General features: G+C 69.3%; 17 protein-coding genes and 1 pseudogene. 2 read left to right on the forward strand and 16 right to left on the reverse strand.

The features are described 5' to 3' along the window. Nucleotides 1–636: 636 nt before the first annotated feature. Both nikR and B9P64_RS17920 read left to right on the forward strand, forming a co-directional pair. A complete protein-coding gene (gene nikR, locus B9P64_RS17915) occupies nucleotides 637–1,161 on the forward strand; it encodes a nickel-responsive transcriptional regulator NikR (RefSeq protein WP_085317436.1) in 525 nt (174 codons plus the stop codon). Between the two features lie 3 nt (nucleotides 1,162–1,164). Beyond that, a complete protein-coding gene (locus B9P64_RS17920) occupies nucleotides 1,165–1,437 on the forward strand; it encodes a hypothetical protein (RefSeq protein WP_085317438.1) in 273 nt (90 codons plus the stop codon). Nucleotides 1,438–1,444: 7 nt separating this feature from the next. Here the strand turns inward: B9P64_RS17920 and arsH are convergent, their stop codons facing one another. From arsH to rpe, 16 genes and pseudogenes are all read right to left on the reverse strand, one after another. Further along, a complete protein-coding gene (gene arsH / locus B9P64_RS17925) occupies nucleotides 1,445–2,239 on the reverse strand; it encodes an arsenical resistance protein ArsH (protein ID WP_407919691.1) in 795 nt (264 codons plus the stop codon). Next, nucleotides 2,226–2,648 (reverse strand): arsenate reductase (glutaredoxin), encoded by a 423-nt coding sequence (gene arsC / locus B9P64_RS17930; RefSeq protein WP_085317442.1) that lies wholly within the window; start codon nucleotides 2,646–2,648, stop codon nucleotides 2,226–2,228. The genes arsH and arsC overlap by 14 nt, the downstream gene beginning before the upstream one ends. A gap of 37 nt (nucleotides 2,649–2,685) precedes the next feature. Further along, nucleotides 2,686–3,747: an ACR3 family arsenite efflux transporter gene (gene arsB / locus B9P64_RS17935; RefSeq protein ID WP_085317443.1), complete on the reverse strand. Its 1,062-nt coding sequence runs from the start codon at nucleotides 3,745–3,747 to the stop codon at nucleotides 2,686–2,688. 37 nt (nucleotides 3,748–3,784) lie between these two features. Continuing rightward, entirely contained in the window at nucleotides 3,785–4,279 is a 495-nt protein-coding gene (locus B9P64_RS17940) for an arsenate reductase ArsC (protein WP_085317445.1), read from the reverse strand. Between the two features lie 29 nt (nucleotides 4,280–4,308). Next, nucleotides 4,309–4,446 (reverse strand): annotated as a pseudogene (locus B9P64_RS17945) (arsenate reductase/protein-tyrosine-phosphatase family protein); the annotation flags it as partial. Between the two features lie 8 nt (nucleotides 4,447–4,454). After that, nucleotides 4,455–4,922, reverse strand: coding sequence for an ArsI/CadI family heavy metal resistance metalloenzyme (locus tag B9P64_RS17950; protein WP_085317450.1), 468 nt, complete (start codon nucleotides 4,920–4,922; stop codon nucleotides 4,455–4,457). Nucleotides 4,923–4,948: 26 nt separating this feature from the next. After that, entirely contained in the window at nucleotides 4,949–5,272 is a 324-nt protein-coding gene (locus B9P64_RS17955; protein WP_085317452.1) for an ArsR/SmtB family transcription factor, read from the reverse strand. Nucleotides 5,273–5,346: 74 nt separating this feature from the next. Then, nucleotides 5,347–6,903, reverse strand: a complete 1,557-nt coding sequence (locus B9P64_RS17960; RefSeq protein ID WP_085317454.1) for a methyl-accepting chemotaxis protein — start codon at nucleotides 6,901–6,903, stop codon at nucleotides 5,347–5,349. A gap of 209 nt (nucleotides 6,904–7,112) precedes the next feature. Further along, on the reverse strand, nucleotides 7,113–7,862 hold the full coding sequence (locus tag B9P64_RS17965) for an HAD-IA family hydrolase (RefSeq protein ID WP_085317456.1): 750 nt from the start codon (nucleotides 7,860–7,862) through the stop codon (nucleotides 7,113–7,115). 251 nt (nucleotides 7,863–8,113) lie between these two features. Then, on the reverse strand, nucleotides 8,114–9,187 hold the full coding sequence (fba, locus tag B9P64_RS17970; protein ID WP_085317458.1) for a class II fructose-bisphosphate aldolase: 1,074 nt from the start codon (nucleotides 9,185–9,187) through the stop codon (nucleotides 8,114–8,116). A 104-nt stretch (nucleotides 9,188–9,291) separates the two neighbouring features. Then, nucleotides 9,292–9,987 carry an HAD-IA family hydrolase gene (locus B9P64_RS17975; RefSeq protein WP_085317460.1) on the reverse strand — a complete coding sequence of 232 codons (696 nt, stop codon included), beginning with the start codon at nucleotides 9,985–9,987 and terminating at the stop codon, nucleotides 9,292–9,294. After that, the gene (gene tkt / locus B9P64_RS17980; RefSeq protein ID WP_085317701.1) at nucleotides 9,984–11,984 is read right to left on the reverse strand and encodes a transketolase; all 2,001 of its coding nucleotides are present in this window, start codon (nucleotides 11,982–11,984) and stop codon (nucleotides 9,984–9,986) included. The genes B9P64_RS17975 and tkt overlap by 4 nt, the downstream gene beginning before the upstream one ends. Nucleotides 11,985–12,147: 163 nt before the next feature. Further along, entirely contained in the window at nucleotides 12,148–13,023 is an 876-nt protein-coding gene (locus tag B9P64_RS17985; protein ID WP_085317462.1) for a phosphoribulokinase, read from the reverse strand. Nucleotides 13,024–13,049: 26 nt separating this feature from the next. Then, entirely contained in the window at nucleotides 13,050–14,096 is a 1,047-nt protein-coding gene (locus B9P64_RS17990) for a class 1 fructose-bisphosphatase (RefSeq protein WP_085317464.1), read from the reverse strand. Beyond that, nucleotides 14,093–15,148: a CbbX protein gene (cbbX, locus tag B9P64_RS17995; RefSeq protein ID WP_085317466.1), complete on the reverse strand. Its 1,056-nt coding sequence runs from the start codon at nucleotides 15,146–15,148 to the stop codon at nucleotides 14,093–14,095. Before cbbX ends, B9P64_RS17990 begins: the two co-directional genes overlap by 4 nt. Next, nucleotides 15,145–15,909 (reverse strand): ribulose-phosphate 3-epimerase, encoded by a 765-nt coding sequence (rpe, locus tag B9P64_RS18000; protein ID WP_085317468.1) that lies wholly within the window; start codon nucleotides 15,907–15,909, stop codon nucleotides 15,145–15,147. Before rpe ends, cbbX begins: the two co-directional genes overlap by 4 nt. Between the last annotated feature and the right edge of the window lie 112 nt (nucleotides 15,910–16,021).

Raw genomic sequence — 16,021 nt, forward strand, 5'->3', positions numbered from 1 at the left:
CGGACGGGACTGGGGGCCGGGCGCGCCGACGGACGCGGTCGGCCTGCGGCCGACTGCCCTCGCTCCGGGGCCGGACGCCGGCCGGTCCGCCAACTCGCGACCCTTGCGGGTCGCTCAGACATGCGGACCTGAGCCGCTGCGCGGCTCGCCGACGTCCGGCCCCTGCGCTCGGCGCGGCCGACGGCGCGCCCGGCCCCCAGTCCCGTCCGGCGCCTTGCACTGCGCTGTGGCACGAGGAGGTGGGTTAGGTCGGGCTGTCTTGCGCACGTCCTTGCCGGGTTGGGGATGCGACGTTTGGTGGTGGTTTTGCGCCCTGCGCACGGAAGCTTCGAATACCGGCGCGCAGCGCCGGCATCGGCCGTTGAACAGATAGCTGGCGCGGGCGCCCCGGCGGCGGGCGGCTGTCGAGGGTGCCGAGCGACGAGGTAGACGCGGGTGAGCGCGCAGCGCTCAGGCAATCCTGTCTGAAGCCCGGCCTGTCGGGCTGAGTTGGATTGCCGGCCCGCGGGCTACCGAAGGAGCGAAGGGCAGCCGCCGCGTCCAGCGGCGGCCACCCGCGTCAGCCGCCCGCCGCCGGGGCGCCCGCGCCAGCAAGCCGACAGCGCAAACTCGCCGTTCTCACGACAACGAGAAAACATGGACCGCCTGACCATCTCCCTCCCCGAAGACCTCGCCACCGCCTTCGACCGCCTGATCGCGCGCCAGGGCTATGGCAACCGCTCCGAAGCCATGCGCGACCTGATCCGGCGCGCGGTCGAGGCCGACCGGCTTGCGCGCGCCGAGGCGCCGCAATGCGTGGCGAGCGTGAGCTATGTCTACAACCACCATGAGCGCACCGCGTCCGACCGGCTGATGAACGTCCAGCACGAGCATCACGACCTCACCGTGGCCAGCCTGCACGCCCATCTCGACCATGAGCACTGCATCGAGACGCTGCTGCTCAAGGGGCCGACGGCGGCGGTGCGCGGCTGCGCCGAGCGCATCGTGGCCGAGCGCGGCGTGCGGCACGGAAACATTCACGTCGTGCCGCTGGTCGAAGCCGGCCATCCGCATGTGCATGCCCACGGCCACGATCACGACCATCCGCACGACCACCCGCACCCCCATGACGACGAGGCCGATGGCGCCGCGCCGCATGTCCACCTTCGCCCCGGGAGCTGAGCCTTGACCGCCACCACGACCCTCGTCGTCGCCGAAATGCTGACTGTGCAATACATCTTTCGCGGCGCCGGCCGCACGCGCGAGGAAGCGCGGCTGGCGCTGCTGGCGGCCTGGAAGGTGCAGCGCGACGGCGTGCTCGCCCAGCAGCCGCAACTGGCGCCGACGCTGCCGCTGCCCGAGGACATGGAGCGGCATTTCCGCATCGTCTACAACGAGTACGAGGCCGGCGTCGGCTATCGCGACGGCACGGCGGTGAGCCGCATCGCCAGCGACTGAGCCGGGCTTACAGCGCGCGCTGGTTGACGCGCTTCGACAGCTCCTCGGCGCTTTCCTTGCGCTCGCTGTAGCGGTCCACAAGCCAGTCGCCCAGGTGGCGCGTGAGCAGCGTGAACTTCACCAGCTCTTCCATCACGTCGACCACGCGGTCGTAGAGCGCCGACGGCTTCATGCGGCCGGCCTCGTCGAATTCGAGGAAGGCCTTGGGCACCGACGACTGGTTGGGAATGGTCAGCATGCGCATCCAGCGGCCGAGCACACGCATCTGATTCACGGCGTTGAACGACTGCGAGCCGCCCGACACCTGCATCACCGCCAGCGTCTTGCCCTGCGTCGGCCGGATCGCGCCGCTGTTGAGCGGCAGCCAGTCGATCTGCGCCTTGAGGATGGCGGTCATCGCGCCATGCCGCTCGGGCGAGCACCAGACCATGCCTTCGCTCCATTGCGCCAGCGCGCGCAGCTCGACCACCTTGGGATGGCTGTCGGGCTCGGCATCGGGCAGCGGCAGGCCGCGCGGATCGAAGATGCGCGTCTCGGCGCCGAGCGCCTGCAGCAGGCGCGCGGCTTCCTCGGTGAGCAGGCGGCTGAACGAGCGTTCGCGCAGCGAGCCGTAGAGCAGGGCGATGCGCGGCGCATGCGTGGGCGGCGCAACCGCCAGATCGGCCGGCGACGACCGGCGGAACAGCTCCGGCGCGACATTGGGCAGATCGGCCAGGTCGGGTACGACGCCGGGAGCCGGCGCGGGCGCCGGGCTGCCGCCCGGCAGCGCCAGCCCGGGGCGCATGTGCTCAGCGGGCGACACGGCGGCCCTCCGCGTCGATGACGACCTCGCCGTCTTCCTTGGTGAAGGCGCCTTGCTGCGGCGCCGGCAGCAGGTCGAGCACTTCTTCGGACGGCCGGCACAGCCGCGTGCCGAGCGGCGTGACGACGATGGGCCGGTTGATGAGGATGGGCGTGGCCAGCATCGCGTCGACGAGGGCGTCGTCGGTCAGCTCGGGATTGTCGAGGCCCAGCTCGGTGAACACTGCTTCCTTGCTGCGCATGATGTCGCGCACCGGCTTGCCGGTGGCGGCGATCAGCTGCACCAGCGTCTCGCGTGCCGGCGGCGTCTTGAGGTATTCGATGACGGTCGGCTCGATGCCGGCATTGCGGATCAGCGCCAGCGTGTTGCGCGAGGTGCCGCACTTGGGGTTGTGATAGATCGTGACCATCGCGGTCTCCGTTTGAAGATGAATTGCGAATGCAGTTTCAGCAGCGCGTCTCGTACCAGCCGCGCGAGCGGTTGACGAGCCGCACCACCAGCAGCATCACCGGCACCTCGATCAGCACGCCGACCACGGTGGCCAGCGCCGCGCCCGAGCGAAAGCCGAACAGGCTGATCGCCGCCGCCACCGCCAGTTCGAAGAAATTGCTGGCGCCGATCAGCGCCGACGGGCAGGCCACGCTGTGCTTCTCGCCGGCCAGCCGGTTGAGCAGATAGGCCAGCCCCGAGTTGAAGAACACCTGGATCAGGATGGGCACGGCCAGCAGCGCAATCACCAGCGGCTGGGCCAGGATGGCCTCGCCCTGAAACGCGAACAGCAGCACCAGCGTGAGCAGCAGCGCCGCCATCGACGCCGGGCCGAGCCTTGCCATGGCAGCGTCGAAGGCCGCCGGCCCGCGCGCCAGCAGCGTCTTGCGCGCCGCCTGCGCCAGCAGCACCGGCACCACGATGTACAGCCCCACCGAGGTCAGCAGCGTGGCCCAAGGCACGGCGATGGACGACAGCCCGAGCAGCAGCCCGACCAGCGGCGCGAACGCGAACACCATGATGAGATCGTTGAGCGCCACCTGCGAGAGCGTGAAATACGGGTCGCCGTCGGTGAGCCGGCTCCACACGAAGACCATCGCGGTGCAGGGCGCGGCGGCCAGCAGGATCAGCCCGGCCACATAGCTGTCGAGCTGGTCGGCCGGCAGCCAGCGGGCGAACAGCCCGTGGATGAACACCGCGCCGAGCAGCGCCATCGAGAACGGCTTGACGGCCCAGTTGACCAGCAGCGTCACGCCGATGCCGCGCCAGTGCCGGCGCACCTGACCGAGCGCGCCGAAGTCGATCTTCATCAGCATCGGGATGACCATCACCCAGATCAGCACGCCGACCGGCAGGTTGACGCGCGCCACCTCCATCGCGCCGAGCGCCTGGAACGGCGCGGGCGCGAGCTGGCCGAGCGCAACGCCGGCGACGATGGCGAGCGCCACCCACAGCGTGAGCCAGCGCTCGAACAGGTTCATCGGCGCGGGCGCGGCCTGGGGTGGGGCAATGGCATTCATGGGCGGTCCGGTGTTCTTCTGGTCGGAGGAGGGTGTGTCAGCTGCGCGCGATGCGCAGCAGTTCGGCGCGCAGCGCGCTGTCGTCGAGTCGGTCCAGCGGCAGTTGCAGCAGCTGGAGCATCCGGTAGCCGATGGCCTGGCGCGTCAGCTCGAACGCGCGCCGCTTGCCGGCGTCGCCGCCGTCGGCATTCGACGGATCGGGATAGCCCCAGTGAACCTGCACCGGGCTGCCGGGCCAGAACGGGCAGGTCTCGCTGGCGGCGTTGTCGCAGACGGTGATGACGATGCGCATGACCGGCGCATCGGGCGCAGTGAAGGCGTCCCAGCTCTTGCTGGCGGCGCCGCTCACATCGACGCCGGCATTGCCGAGCGCTTCGAGCGCGAACGGGTTCACGCGACCGCTCGGCGCGCTGCCGGCGCTATGGGCGCGCACGTCGTGCCCGCCCGCCTGCGCGAGGTGATTGAGCATGCCTTCGGCGAGCACGCTGCGCGCCGAGTTGTGGGTGCAGAGGATGAGGACGTGGGTCGTCATTGCCGGCCGATCTCGCGTACCTGCTGCTGGATCGCCAGCGGATGGCTGCCGGCCGACCAGGCCTGGAAGCGGCCGGCCCCCATGTGATTGAGCATGCCCTCGGCCAGGATCGAGCGCGCCGAATTGCCGGTGCAGATGAACAGCACGTTGTGAACGCTGGTGGTCATGACCGCCCTCAGCAGCAGGAAGACGCGGCTTGCACCGGAATGCCGACCGGCTTGCCCGCCGGCGCCTTGGGTGCGCAGCACACGCTGGCCGGCGCGGCGTCTTCGCGGAAGACGGGAATGCTGTCCAGCGTATGGAAATGCTCCCAGGCGATGCCTTGCGGATCGGTGATCCAGTGCTTCTCGCTGCGGGCGTAGCAGCAGGTGGTCAGGCCGTCGTCGGCCAGCGGCAGATCGGCGGCCTCGGCGCGCGACTTGAGTTCGGCCAGGTCGTCGGCGTTGTCGGTCTGGATGCCGAAATGGTCGAGCCCGCTGCCCGCGCCGCGGGTGGAGATGGCGAAGTTGACTGGCGGATCGGTCAGCATCCACTTGGCGTAGTCGCCTTCGATGCGGGCCGGCTCGGCGGCGAACAGCCGCGTGTAGAAGCCGATGCTGCGGTCGAGGTCCTCGACCTTGAGGTGAACGTGAAAGCGCTTCATGGTCAGCTCCTTGGGGCTGGTGGAAATCAGCAATCGCAGGCGGGCGGGGTGGTGGTTTCGCAAGGCTGGCCGGCACAGCAATGCGCGGTGAGATAGCCGAGCAGGTCGTTCATGCGCGCATAGGCGGCGCGGTAGATGAGAAAGCGGCCGTCGCGCTCCTGCGAGACCAGCCCGGCGTTCATCAGCTCCTTGAGATGAAAGGAGAGGGTGGCGGCGGCCACCTCCAGCTGCTCGCCGAGCACGCCGGGCGTGAGCCCTTCGGGCCCGGCCACGATCAGCGCGCGAAACACCCGCAGTCGCACCGGCTGGGCCAGTGCCGCGAGGGCCTTGATGACGTCTTGTTCTTCCATGATTCGATAATCATCGAAATGAAGCGCAAAAACAAGCCCGCGCAAGGCGGGCTCGTTGGCCGGAGCGGCTGCGATCAGTTGTGGCTGAGCCGGAACACCGCCACCGCGCTGACCAGTTGCGCGGCCTGCTGCTTGAGGCTTTCGGCGGCGGCCGAGCTTTGCTCGACCAGCGCGGCGTTCTGCTGCGTGCTCTGGTCCATCTGGCGCACCGCTTCGCCCACCTGCTCGACGCCGGCGCTCTGCTCGGCGCTGGCCGAGCTGATGTCGCCCATGATGTCGGTCACGCGCTTGATGGCGGTGACGATCTCGCTCATGGTCGCGCCGGCGCGATCCACCAGGGCCGAGCCCTGTTCCACGCGCTCGACGCTGGTGGTGATGAGGCCCTTGATCTCCTTGGCGGCATCGGCACTGCGTTGCGCGAGGTTGCGCACTTCGCTCGCCACCACCGCAAAGCCGCGGCCCTGTTCGCCGGCGCGCGCCGCTTCGACCGCGGCATTCAGCGCCAGGATGTTGGTCTGGAAGGCGATGCCGTCGATCACCGTGATGATGTCGGCGATCTTCTTCGAGCTGTCGTTGATGCCCTTCATCGTCTCGACCACTTCGGCCACCACGCCGCCGCCCTTTTCGGCCACTTCGGTGGCGCCCATGGCCAGCTGATTGGCTTGCCGCGCGTTGTCGGCGTTCTGCTTGACGGTCGTGCCCAGCTCTTCCATCGAGGCGGCGGTTTCTTCGAGCGCGCCGGCCTGGCTTTCGGTGCGGCGCGACAGGTCGCTGTTGCCCTGGGCAATCTCGAGGCTGGCGGTCGCCACGCTTTCGGCATTGCGGCGCACGCTGCCCACCACGTCGGTCAGCGAGCCTTGCATTTCGCTCAGCGTGGCCAGCAGCGGCGAGAACTCGTCGCGCACTTCATCGACCACCTGCACCGTGAAGTTGCCGTCGCGCACCCGCTCGGCCACCGCCTGCGAATCGGCGACCCGGCGGCGCAGCACGCCGGCCAGGTACCAGGAGAAGGCCATCAGGCCGACGGTGATCGCGGCGACCAGCGCGGTCAGCTGCATGCGGATCTGCGTGGCCGACTTCTCGATGTCGTTGACCTCGGTCGTCAGCAGCTCGCTCTGGCCCTTGCGCGCCGTGGCCAGCCAGTCCTGCATGCGCGCGAACGCCGGGATGGTCTTGCTGGCCAGCATCTCGAAGGCCTCGTTGCGGCGGTCGGCCTCGACCAGTCGCATGTTTTCCTCGGCCACCGGCCAGGTCACCGACTGGAGCTGGAGCCAGAGCTGGCGGAACGATTCCTTCTCCTGGGCCGTCGGCAGGTCGGCGAGGAAGTCGTCATCGTTCTTTGAAATCTGCTTCCGCTTGGCGGAAATGTCGGCCGAGGCGGCGGCCACGTCCTGCGGCGTCTTCACCAGCATGGCCTGGCGGATCTGGAGCAGCACCTGGGTGACGCACAGTTCGGTGCTGGCGATGCGTTCGAGTTGCAGCACGCGCACGGCGGCGGTGCGCTGAGCCAGCTCGCCGACGCGGCTGAGCTGGGCCCAGGAGGCGAAGGCTAGGCCGGTCAGCGCTGCAATCAGCGCAAACGAGACGAGATAGAGCCGCTTGGCGATGCTCAGGCTGGCGAGAAGATTCATGGTGGTTGAGGGCCCGGGTTTGGCTTGGCGGAGCCGACCGTGGCGGTCGGCGCGGGTTTCTGGCGCCTGTCGCTCGCACTGGCGCGAGCGACGTTGGCTTGCAGTCAACCCTGAGCCCTCGGGCAGCCCGCCATAGGGCCGGTAACCGAGTGTTTTGCCAAGCTTCTTTTGGGGTTCGGGCGGGGTTGCGCCCGCCCGGCGCCGGGGCTTCAGGCCGCGATCGCCTGTTCCACCGCGCGCAGCTCGGCCAGCCCGGCCACCACCAGGCAATCGGCCGCGTCGTCATTCGGGCCGCAGCCGGCCAGTCGCGCGGTCACGCCGTCGACGCGCTGCGGGAAGTAGGCGCTCGGCGTGTGCAGCACGCGCAGTCCGGCGGCCAGCGCGGCGCGCACGCCGGCTTCGCTGTCCTCCACCGCCATCACTTCGTCGGCGTCGAGACCGAGGCGCGCGAGCGCTTCGAGATAGACCGCCGGATTCGGCTTCTTGGCGGCGACCTCGTCGGCGGTGACGATGGGCGAGAACGCATCGCGCGCCTTCGGCATCAGCTGCTCCAGCAGCGTGGTGACGTTGGAGCGCGTGGTGGTGGTGGCGATGGCCACGCGCAGGCCGGCGCGGCGCGCGGCGCGCAGCAGCTCGGCCACCGGCGGGCGCAGCTTGATCTGGCCGCCCGCCACCAGCCCGGCGTAATGCGCGGTCTTGGTGCCGTGGATGTCGGCGATCAGCCGGTCGATCGAGCGGATCTCGCCGAACTCGCACTCGATCGGCGGCGCGTAGTGCTCGATGTAATGCCGGATGCGCTCGCGCCCGCCGGGCACGCGCAGCAGCTCGCCGTAAAGCTGCTCGTCCCATTCCCAGTCCAGGCCCACGTCGCGGAAGGCCGCGTTGAAGGCCACGCGATGTCCGTCGCGTTCGGTCTCGGCGAGGGTGCCGTCCACATCGAAGATCAGAGCCTTGAGCATGGGATTTTCCTGATGAGGTCGAGCCGCGCAGGCCCGGGTGGGGCGCGGGCGGCGGGGCGGGGATTGGCTTGGCCGCGCGTCGCGCAAGGCGGCATCGAAACGGTGCGCCGGCGGCGCGGCCGGGGCGCTATCGCACGCGCCGTGCCAGCGTCGCCAACAAAAGAGGCAGACGGCGCGCCGCTTCTGCCGGGCGGCGCGCCGCACGCTCCGACCCTGCGCACGGCAGGGTCGGGCGCGCGCCGGATCGGGCCTCAGGCCGCGACCACTGCCTTCAAATCGAAGCCGCGCACCGCATAGCGCTCGGCCATGCGGTCGAGCGACAGCGGCTTGATGCGCGACGCCTGACCGGCGCAGCCAAACGCCTCGAAGCGCTGCTTGCAGATGCCGCGCGCGGCCTTCTTGGCGGCGGCCAGCGCCTTGCGCGGATCGAACTCGCTGCGCTTCTCGTTCAGCAGCTGGCGCATCGCGCCGGTCATCGCCAGCCGGATGTCGGTATCGATGTTCACCTTGCGCACGCCGCTCTTGATGCCGCGGATGATTTCCTCGACCGGCACGCCATAGGTCTCGGCAATCTCGCCACCGTTGGCGCGGATGATCGCGAGCCATTCCTGCGGCACGCTGGAGCTGCCGTGCATCACCAGATGCGTGTCGGGCACGGCGGCATGAATGGCCGCGATGCGGTCGATGGCGAGGATGTCCCCCGTGGGCTGGCGCGTGAACTTGTAGGCGCCGTGGCTGGTGCCGATGGCGATGGCGAGCGCATCGACGCCGGTGCGCTCGACGAAATCGCGCGCCTGATCGGGATCGGTGAGCAGCTGCGAATGGTCGAGCTTGCCGACCGCGCCCACACCGTCTTCCTCGCCGGCCTCGCCGGTTTCGAGCGAGCCGAGGCAGCCGAGTTCGCCTTCGACCGACACGCCGACCGCATGCGCAAAGTCGCTGACCAGCCGCGTGACGCGCAGGTTGTAGTCGTAGTCGGCCGGCGTCTTGGCGTCCTCGCGCAGCGAGCCGTCCATCATCACGCTGGTAAAGCCCGAGCGGATCGACTGCTGGCACACGGCCGGCGTGGCGCCGTGATCCTGGTGCAGCACGATGGGAATGTCGGGATGCATCTCGGCGGCGGCCAGCACCATGTGGCGCAGGTAAGGCTCGCCCGCGTACTGGCGCGCGCCGGCGCTGGCCTGCAGGATGACCGGGCTGTCGGTCTCCTGCGCGGCTTCCATGATGGCGTGGATCTGTTCGAGGTTGTTCACGTTGAAGGCCGGCACGCCGTAGCCGAACTCGGCGGCGTGGTCGAGCACCTGGCGCAATGACACGAGAGCCATGCTTGTCTCCTGGATGTGATGAGCGCCGCCAAAGCGGCACCGGAAATGCGGGTTATGCGAGGGCGCGCCGGCGCCGGCTTGCGGGCCGCCGGCGCAGTGCCGGTTCAGGCGGCAAGCGCGGTGCAGCGCTCGGCCAGTACGTGATGGGCGATGTCGAGCAGGTTGTGGAACACGCGGTCGGGCTTGGCCTCGGCGATGTCGCGGCCACGGTTGTAGCCATGCGGCAGCACCCAGGCCGCCACGCCGGCGGCGCGCGCGGTTTCCACGTCGATGAACGAGTCGCCGACATGCGCCGCGTCTTTGGGCGCGATGCCGAACTGGCGCAGGCAGTAGTCGATCGGCAGCGCATCGGGCTTGCGGCGCGGCAGGCTGTCGCCGCCGATCACGATGGCAAAGCGGCCTTCGAGCGCCAGCGCGCGCAGCAGCACGCGGGCATAGCGCTCCTCCTTGTTGGTGACCAGCGCCAGCTTGACGCCGGCCGCATCCAGCAGCGCCAGCGCCTCCAGCGCGCCCGGGTAGAGCGTGGCGCTCGTGCCGCAGGTGAGCCGGTAGTTCACCTGGAACAGTGGCAGCACATGGCGATGCCAGTCGGCGATGCCGCTGCGGCCGAGCCAGGGCCGGGCCTGGGCCAGCAGTTGCAGCAACAGCTCGCTGGTGCCGTGGCCGATCATCGCGGTGATGAGCGCCTCGGGCTGCTGCGGCAGGTTCAGCTCGCGCAGCGTGAGATTGCAGGCGGCGGCGATTTCGCCGGCGCTCTGCACCAGCGTGCCGTCCAGGTCGAAGGTGACGAGCTTCTTCATGCCGCCGCTCCGGCGCGCTGTTGCAGCAGCCCGCGCACGCCGTCGGCCACGGCGCGGGCGGTGATGCCGAAGGCTTCGTACAGCGCCTCGGCCGGCGCCGAATCGCCGAAGCGGTCGAGGCCGATCACCGCGCCGTCGAGGCCCACGTACTTCCACCAGCCGAGCGTGATGCCGGCCTCGATGGCGAGCTTGGGCACGTCGGCCGGCAGCACGCTGCGGCGCCACTCGGGCGGCTGGCGGTCGAACACGCTGGTGCTCGGCATCGACACCACGCGCAGCGCAATGCCTTCGGCGGCGAGTGCGCGTTGCGCTTCGAGCGCCAGCTTCACTTCCGAGCCGGTGGCGATGACGATGGCATCGGGCGTCGGCTTGCCGGCTTCGCTCAGCACATAGCCGCCGCGCGAAATCTCCACCACCTGCTCGGGCGAGCGCGAGCAGGCCGGCAGCGCCTGGCGCGACAGCAGCAGCGCGCTCGGCCGGTCGGACTGCTGGAGCGCGGTGATCCAGGCGCCGCTGGTCTCGGCCTGATCGCAGGGCCGCCACACGTCCAGACCCGGAATCGCGCGCAGCGCCAGCGCATGCTCGACCGGCTGATGCGTCGGGCCGTCCTCGCCGAGGCCGATGGAATCGTGCGTGAAGATGTGGACGACGCGAATCTTCATCAGCGCCGCCATGCGGATGGCATTGCGCGAATAGTCGGCAAACGCGAGGAAGGTGCCGGCGTAGGGGATGTGGCCGCCGTGCAGCGCGATGCCGTTCATCACCGCCGCCATCGCGAATTCGCGCACGCCGTAGTTCACATGCCGCCCGCCCGGCTGACCCTTGCGCACCGCGCCGCAGCCCGGAAAGTCGGTCAGCACCGAGCCGGTCAGGTCGGCCGATCCGCCGAGCAGTTCGGGCAGCGCGGGGCCGAGCGTGGCGAGCGCGATCTGCGACGCCTTGCGCGTGGCGACCGCCGCATCGCTTTGCGCCGATTGCGCGAGCAGCTTGAATGCCGTCTCGCGGAAGTCCTCGGGCAGCTTGCCGGCGATGCGGCGGCGGAACTCGGCCGCCAGCTCGGGATGGGCGGCCTCGTACAGCGCGAAGCGCGCCTGCCAGTCGGCTTCGGCCACCGCGCCGTGCTCGCGCGCATCCCAGGCGGCGCGCACCTCGGCCGGGATGTCGAACGGCGCATGCGGCCAGCCGATGGCTTCGCGCGTCAGGCGGATTTCCTCGTCGCCGAGCGGTTCGCCGTGGGCCTTGGCGCTGCCCGAGCGGTTGGGCGAGCCGGCGCCAATCGCGGTGCGGCAGACGATGAGCGTCGGCTTCGAGGCATCGGCGCGCGCGGCGACGAGGGCCGCATCGACCGCATCCGCATCCTGGCCGTCGACCGGGCCGATCACCTCCCAGCCATAGGCGCGAAAGCGCGCCGGCGTGTCGTCGTCGAACCAGGGCGTGACCTTGCCGTCGATGCTGATGCCGTTGTCGTCATAGAGCGCGACCAGCTTGCCCAGGCCGAGCGCGCCGGCGAGCGAGCAGGCTTCATGACTGATGCCTTCCATCAGGCAGCCGTCGCCGAGGAAGACGTAGGTGCGGTGATCGACGACCGTGTGGCCGGGCCGGTTGAATTCGTCGGCCATCAGCTTTTCGGCCAGCGCCATGCCGACCGCATTGGCCAGCCCCTGGCCGAGCGGGCCGGTGGTGGTTTCCACGCCGGGCGTGATGCCGTATTCGGGATGGCCGGCGGTGCGGCTGTGCAGCTGGCGGAACTGCTTCAGCTCGTCGAGCGGCAGGTCGTAGCCGGTCAGGTGCAGCAGCGAATACATCAGCATCGACGCATGGCCGTTGCTCAGCACGAAGCGGTCGCGGTCGGGCCAGTGCGGATTGGCCGGGTTGTGTTGCAGATGCCGGTCCCAGAGCGCGACGGCCATCTCGGCCATGCCCATCGGCGCGCCGGGGTGGCCCGACTTGGCCTTCTGCACCGCGTCCATGGCGAGCGCGCGGATCGCGCCGGCCATGGTCTTCGCATCGAGCCGCGACGGGCGATGAACCCGCACTGCCGGTGCATCCTTGGTGAAGCGCAACTGGGTCACGCTGCCGCCGGTCGCCGCATCGGCCGACGCCGCGAAGTGACAGCCCGAATGGCCGAAGCCGCTGGAGGTGGAGGTCATCGCTCGTCCTTCACGAAAGCTGGGCGCGGCGGATTTCCATGAGCCGCAGGATCATCGGGGTCAGGATCAGCTGCATCGCAATCTCCATCTTTCCGCCGGGCACGACGATGGTGTTGGCCCGGCTCATGAAGGAGCCGTCGATCATCGACAGCAGATAGGGAAAGTCGATGCCGCGCGGATTCTTGAAGCGGATGACGGTCATGCTTTCGCCCGCCGTCGGGATGTCGCGCGCAATGAACGGGTTGGACGTATCGACCACCGGCACGCGCTGAAAGTTGATGTCGGTCTCGGCGAACTGCGGGCAGACGTAATGCACGTAGTCGTGCATGCGGCGCAGGATGGTGTCGGTCACCGCCTCGGTGCTGTAGCCGCGTTCCTTCTGGTCGCGGTGCAGCTTCTGGATCCACTCCAGGTTGATGATCGGCACCACGCCGATCTTCAGGTCCACATGGCGCGCCAGATCGACGGTCTCGGTCTTCACGCAGCCGTGCAGGCCTTCGTAGAACAGCAGGTCGGCATCGGCTGGCGTGTCGATCCAGCCGGTGAAGGTGCCGGCCGGCTGGTTGTAGGGCGCGGCCTCGTTGTCGTTGTGCAGGTAGTAGCGGGTCTGGGCGCGGCCGGTGCGGCCAAAGGCGGCGAACTGGCGCTCCAGCTCATCCCACACATTGCCGTCCGGGCCGAAGTGGCTGAACGGCCGGTGCTCGGCTTCGGCCTTGGCGACCTCGGCCTTCATTTCCACGCGGCCGTAGCGGTGGAAGGCGTCGCCCTCGACCACGGCGGCCTTCACGCCCTCGCGGCGAAAGATGTTGTCGAAGGTGCGCTTGACGGTGGTGGTGCCCGCGCCGCTGGAGCCGGTCACGACGATGATCGGATGCTTCTTGCTCATGTTCTTGTCTCCTCCGTGCCGCGCCTTCAGGCGTGCGCGTTCACGTACAGCGATCGGGTCTTGAAGAGTTGCAGCGACACGTTGGCGCTGGTGTCGGCGTGGTAGTCGACGATGCGCGCCACTTCCTCCGCCGAGCCGAAGATGAGCGGCACGCGCTGATGCAGGCCGTCGGGCTTCACGTCGAGGATGGGATGGCAGCCGGTCACCGCATGCGCGCCGGCCTGGGCCATCACGAAGGCGACCGGATTGGCCTCGTACATCAGGCGCAGCCGGCCGGCCTTGCGCGGTTCCTTGTTGTCGCGCGGATAGAGGAAGACGCCGCCGCGCGTGATGATCCGGTGCGCCTCGGCGACCATGCTGGCGACCCAGCGCATGTTGAAGTCGCGGCTGCGCGGGCCTTCGACACCGGCCACGCACTCGGCCACATAGCGCTGCACCGGCGCTTCCCAGAAGCGTTCGTTCGACGCGTTGATCGCGAACTCGCGGGTGGCGGTCGGCACGCGGATCTCGTCGCGCGTCAGCACCCATTCGCCGTCGGCCGGGTTGAGCGTGAAGCTGGCTGCGCGCCCCGCGACCGCCACCACCAGCGCCGTGGCCGGGCCGTACACCGCATAGCCGGCGGCGAGCTGGTTGCGACCGGCTTGCAGAAAGTCGTCGGCCGCCGGTTCGCGACCTGGCTCGGGATGCGGCAGCACCGAGAAGATCGTGCCGATCGAGATGTTGGCGTCGATGTTGCTGGAGCCGTCGAGCGGATCGAACAGCACCAGATGCCAGCCGTCCGACGAATGGCGCGCCGAGACGATGGCTTCTTCCAGCTCCTCGCTCGCATAGCCGGCCACGCTGCGGCAGCCTTCCATCGCGGTCGACAGCAGCTCGTTGGTGTAGACGTCGAGCCGCTGTTGCGTCTCGCCCTGCACATTGCTGCTGCCGGCGCTGCCCACCAGGCCGATCAGCGGACCTTGCCGCGTGGCCTCGGCGATCAGCTGGCAGCCGCCGGCAATCGCCAGCACGGTCTCGGTCAGGCCGCTGTCGCCGCCATGCCGGTCGAGCCAGTCCTTCAGTTCGTCGCTCATGCTGTTTCCCTCTGGTTGTCGTCGAATTCGTTGGCCGCAGCGCTGCCGGCGTCGCCCGCGAAAACGCGGCTGGCGAGCACATCGGCGGCGGTGAGCGTGGTGAGGTCGTCCGCGCTGAGTACGCGGTCGCGGTCGGCAAACAGCCGGCCGGCCTGGCGCAGCCGGGCCCGGTCGAGCGCATTGCGCACGCTGCGGGCATTGGCGAAATGCGGCTGGCCGATGCGCTTGTCGAGATAGCGCGAGAAGGCTTCGCGCGCGCCGTCGTCGAAGCGGTAGTGCCGCTGCGACAGCATGGTTTCGCCGATGGTCAGCAGCTCGTCGCGGCCGTAGTCGGGAAAGTCGAGGTGATGCGCGATGCGCGACGACATGCCCGGATTGCTCTCGAAGAAGGTGTTCATGCGGTCGGCATAGCCGGCCAGGATCACCACCAGGTCGTCGCGGTTGTTCTCCATCACCTGAAGCAGTATTTCGATGGCCTCTTGGCCGTAGTCGCGCTCGTTCTCGGGCCGGTACAGGTAGTAGGCCTCGTCGATGAACAGCACGCCGCCCATCGCCTTCTTGAGGATTTCCTTGGTCTTGGGCGCGGTGTGGCCGATGTACTGGCCCACGAGGTCGTCGCGCGTCACCGCCACCAGATGACCCTTCCGCACATGGCCGAGGCGATGAAGGATTTCGGCCATGCGCATCGCCACCGTGGTCTTGCCGGTGCCGGGGTTGCCGGTAAAGCACATGTGCAGCGACGGCGTTTCGGCCTCCAGCCCGAGGTTGCGGCGCAGCCGGTCGATGACGAGCAGCGCGGCGATCTCGCGCACGCGGGTCTTGACCGGCACCAGGCCGACGAGGTCGCGGTCGAGTTCGTCGAGCGTGTCCTCGATGCGGGTCTCGGCGAGCACGCCGGCCACGGTGTTGGGCGGCGCGGGTTGCGCGGCCGGCTCGGCGGCGGCCGGCTTCGCTGCGGCCGTGGCCGGCTGGGCGGCGCCGGCCGCAGCGGTATTGCGCGTGGCCTGCAGGAAGGGCGCGGTGCCGTAGGGCAGGTCGGTGCGCGCATTCATGCAAGGCTCCCCACCAGCTGGCGCGGGCCGGCCGCCGGCAGCGAGATGGTGTCGTCGCCGAGCGGCTGGGGCTGGCTGTCGAAGGGCGCGAGCGCATTGCGCAGCTGGCGGATCGCCTCGAAGCGGTCGGCCGGCTTGAAGATCGCCGAACCCGCCACGAAGGTGTCGGCGCCGGCGCTGGCCGCGCGGCCGATGTTCTCGGCCGTGATGCCGCCGTCGACCTCGATGCGGATGCTGCGGCCGCTGGCCTCGACGATGCGGCGCGCGCGTTCGATCTTGCGCAGCGATGCATCGATGAAGCTCTGGCCGCCGAAGCCCGGATTGACGCTCATGATGAGCACCAGATCGACCTTCTCGACCACCCATTCCAGCAGGTCGAGCGGCGAGCCGGGATTGAAGGCCAGCCCGGCCTTGCAGCCCGCCGCGCGGATCGATTGCAGCGTGCGGTCCACATGCTGGGTGGCCTCGGGATGGAAGCTGATGTAGTCGGCGCCGGCGGCTGCAAACGCTGCCGCGAGCGAATCGACCGGCGTGGTCATCAGATGCACATCCATCGGCGCCGAGCTGCCGTCGGCGCGCCGGGTGTGGCGCTTGAGCGCCTCGCAGACCATCGGGCCCACGGTGAGATTGGGGACGTAATGGTTGTCCATCACGTCGAAATGGATCCAGTCGGCGCCGGCCGCGATGACTTCGCGGGTCTCATCGCCGAGACGGGCGAAATCGGCCGACAGCAGGCTGGGGGCGATGCGGAACTTCGACATGGCGTTTCATCCGGCAAGGGCTCCGCCACGACGCCCGGCAGGAGCGGGCGAAGGGCGGTGCGGAAGGAAAAACTGCGGGCGCGCGGGGCTGGGCCGCGAGGCAATGCAGCCA

The sequence above is a fragment of the Derxia lacustris genome (assembly GCF_002105195.1).
In the GTDB taxonomy this organism is placed as follows: Bacteria; Pseudomonadota; Gammaproteobacteria; order Burkholderiales; family Burkholderiaceae_E; genus Derxia; species Derxia lacustris.

Bases quoted from the DNA above. Each gene is read 5' to 3' on its own strand.
- B9P64_RS17975 (WP_085317460.1), bottom strand. From the start codon at position 9,987: ATGAAGAAGCTCGTCACCTTCGACCTGGACGGCACGCTGGTGCAGAGC.
- B9P64_RS17965 (WP_085317456.1), bottom strand. From the start codon at position 7,862: ATGCTCAAGGCTCTGATCTTCGATGTGGACGGCACCCTCGCCGAGACC.
- B9P64_RS17955 (WP_085317452.1), bottom strand. From the start codon at position 5,272: ATGGAAGAACAAGACGTCATCAAGGCCCTCGCGGCACTGGCCCAGCCG.
- nikR (WP_085317436.1), top strand. From the start codon at position 637: ATGGACCGCCTGACCATCTCCCTCCCCGAAGACCTCGCCACCGCCTTC.
- arsC (WP_085317442.1), bottom strand. From the start codon at position 2,648: ATGGTCACGATCTATCACAACCCCAAGTGCGGCACCTCGCGCAACACG.
- B9P64_RS17950 (WP_085317450.1), bottom strand. From the start codon at position 4,922: ATGAAGCGCTTTCACGTTCACCTCAAGGTCGAGGACCTCGACCGCAGC.
- B9P64_RS17940 (WP_085317445.1), bottom strand. From the start codon at position 4,279: ATGACGACCCACGTCCTCATCCTCTGCACCCACAACTCGGCGCGCAGC.
- arsB (WP_085317443.1), bottom strand. From the start codon at position 3,747: ATGAATGCCATTGCCCCACCCCAGGCCGCGCCCGCGCCGATGAACCTG.
- B9P64_RS17960 (WP_085317454.1), bottom strand. From the start codon at position 6,903: ATGAATCTTCTCGCCAGCCTGAGCATCGCCAAGCGGCTCTATCTCGTC.
- cbbX (WP_085317466.1), bottom strand. From the start codon at position 15,148: ATGAATGCGCGCACCGACCTGCCCTACGGCACCGCGCCCTTCCTGCAG.
- B9P64_RS17985 (WP_085317462.1), bottom strand. From the start codon at position 13,023: ATGAGCAAGAAGCATCCGATCATCGTCGTGACCGGCTCCAGCGGCGCG.
- B9P64_RS17990 (WP_085317464.1), bottom strand. From the start codon at position 14,096: ATGAGCGACGAACTGAAGGACTGGCTCGACCGGCATGGCGGCGACAGC.
- tkt (WP_085317701.1), bottom strand. From the start codon at position 11,984: ATGGCCGGCGCGATCCGCGCGCTCGCCATGGACGCGGTGCAGAAGGCC.
- rpe (WP_085317468.1), bottom strand. From the start codon at position 15,909: ATGTCGAAGTTCCGCATCGCCCCCAGCCTGCTGTCGGCCGATTTCGCC.
- fba (WP_085317458.1), bottom strand. From the start codon at position 9,187: ATGGCTCTCGTGTCATTGCGCCAGGTGCTCGACCACGCCGCCGAGTTC.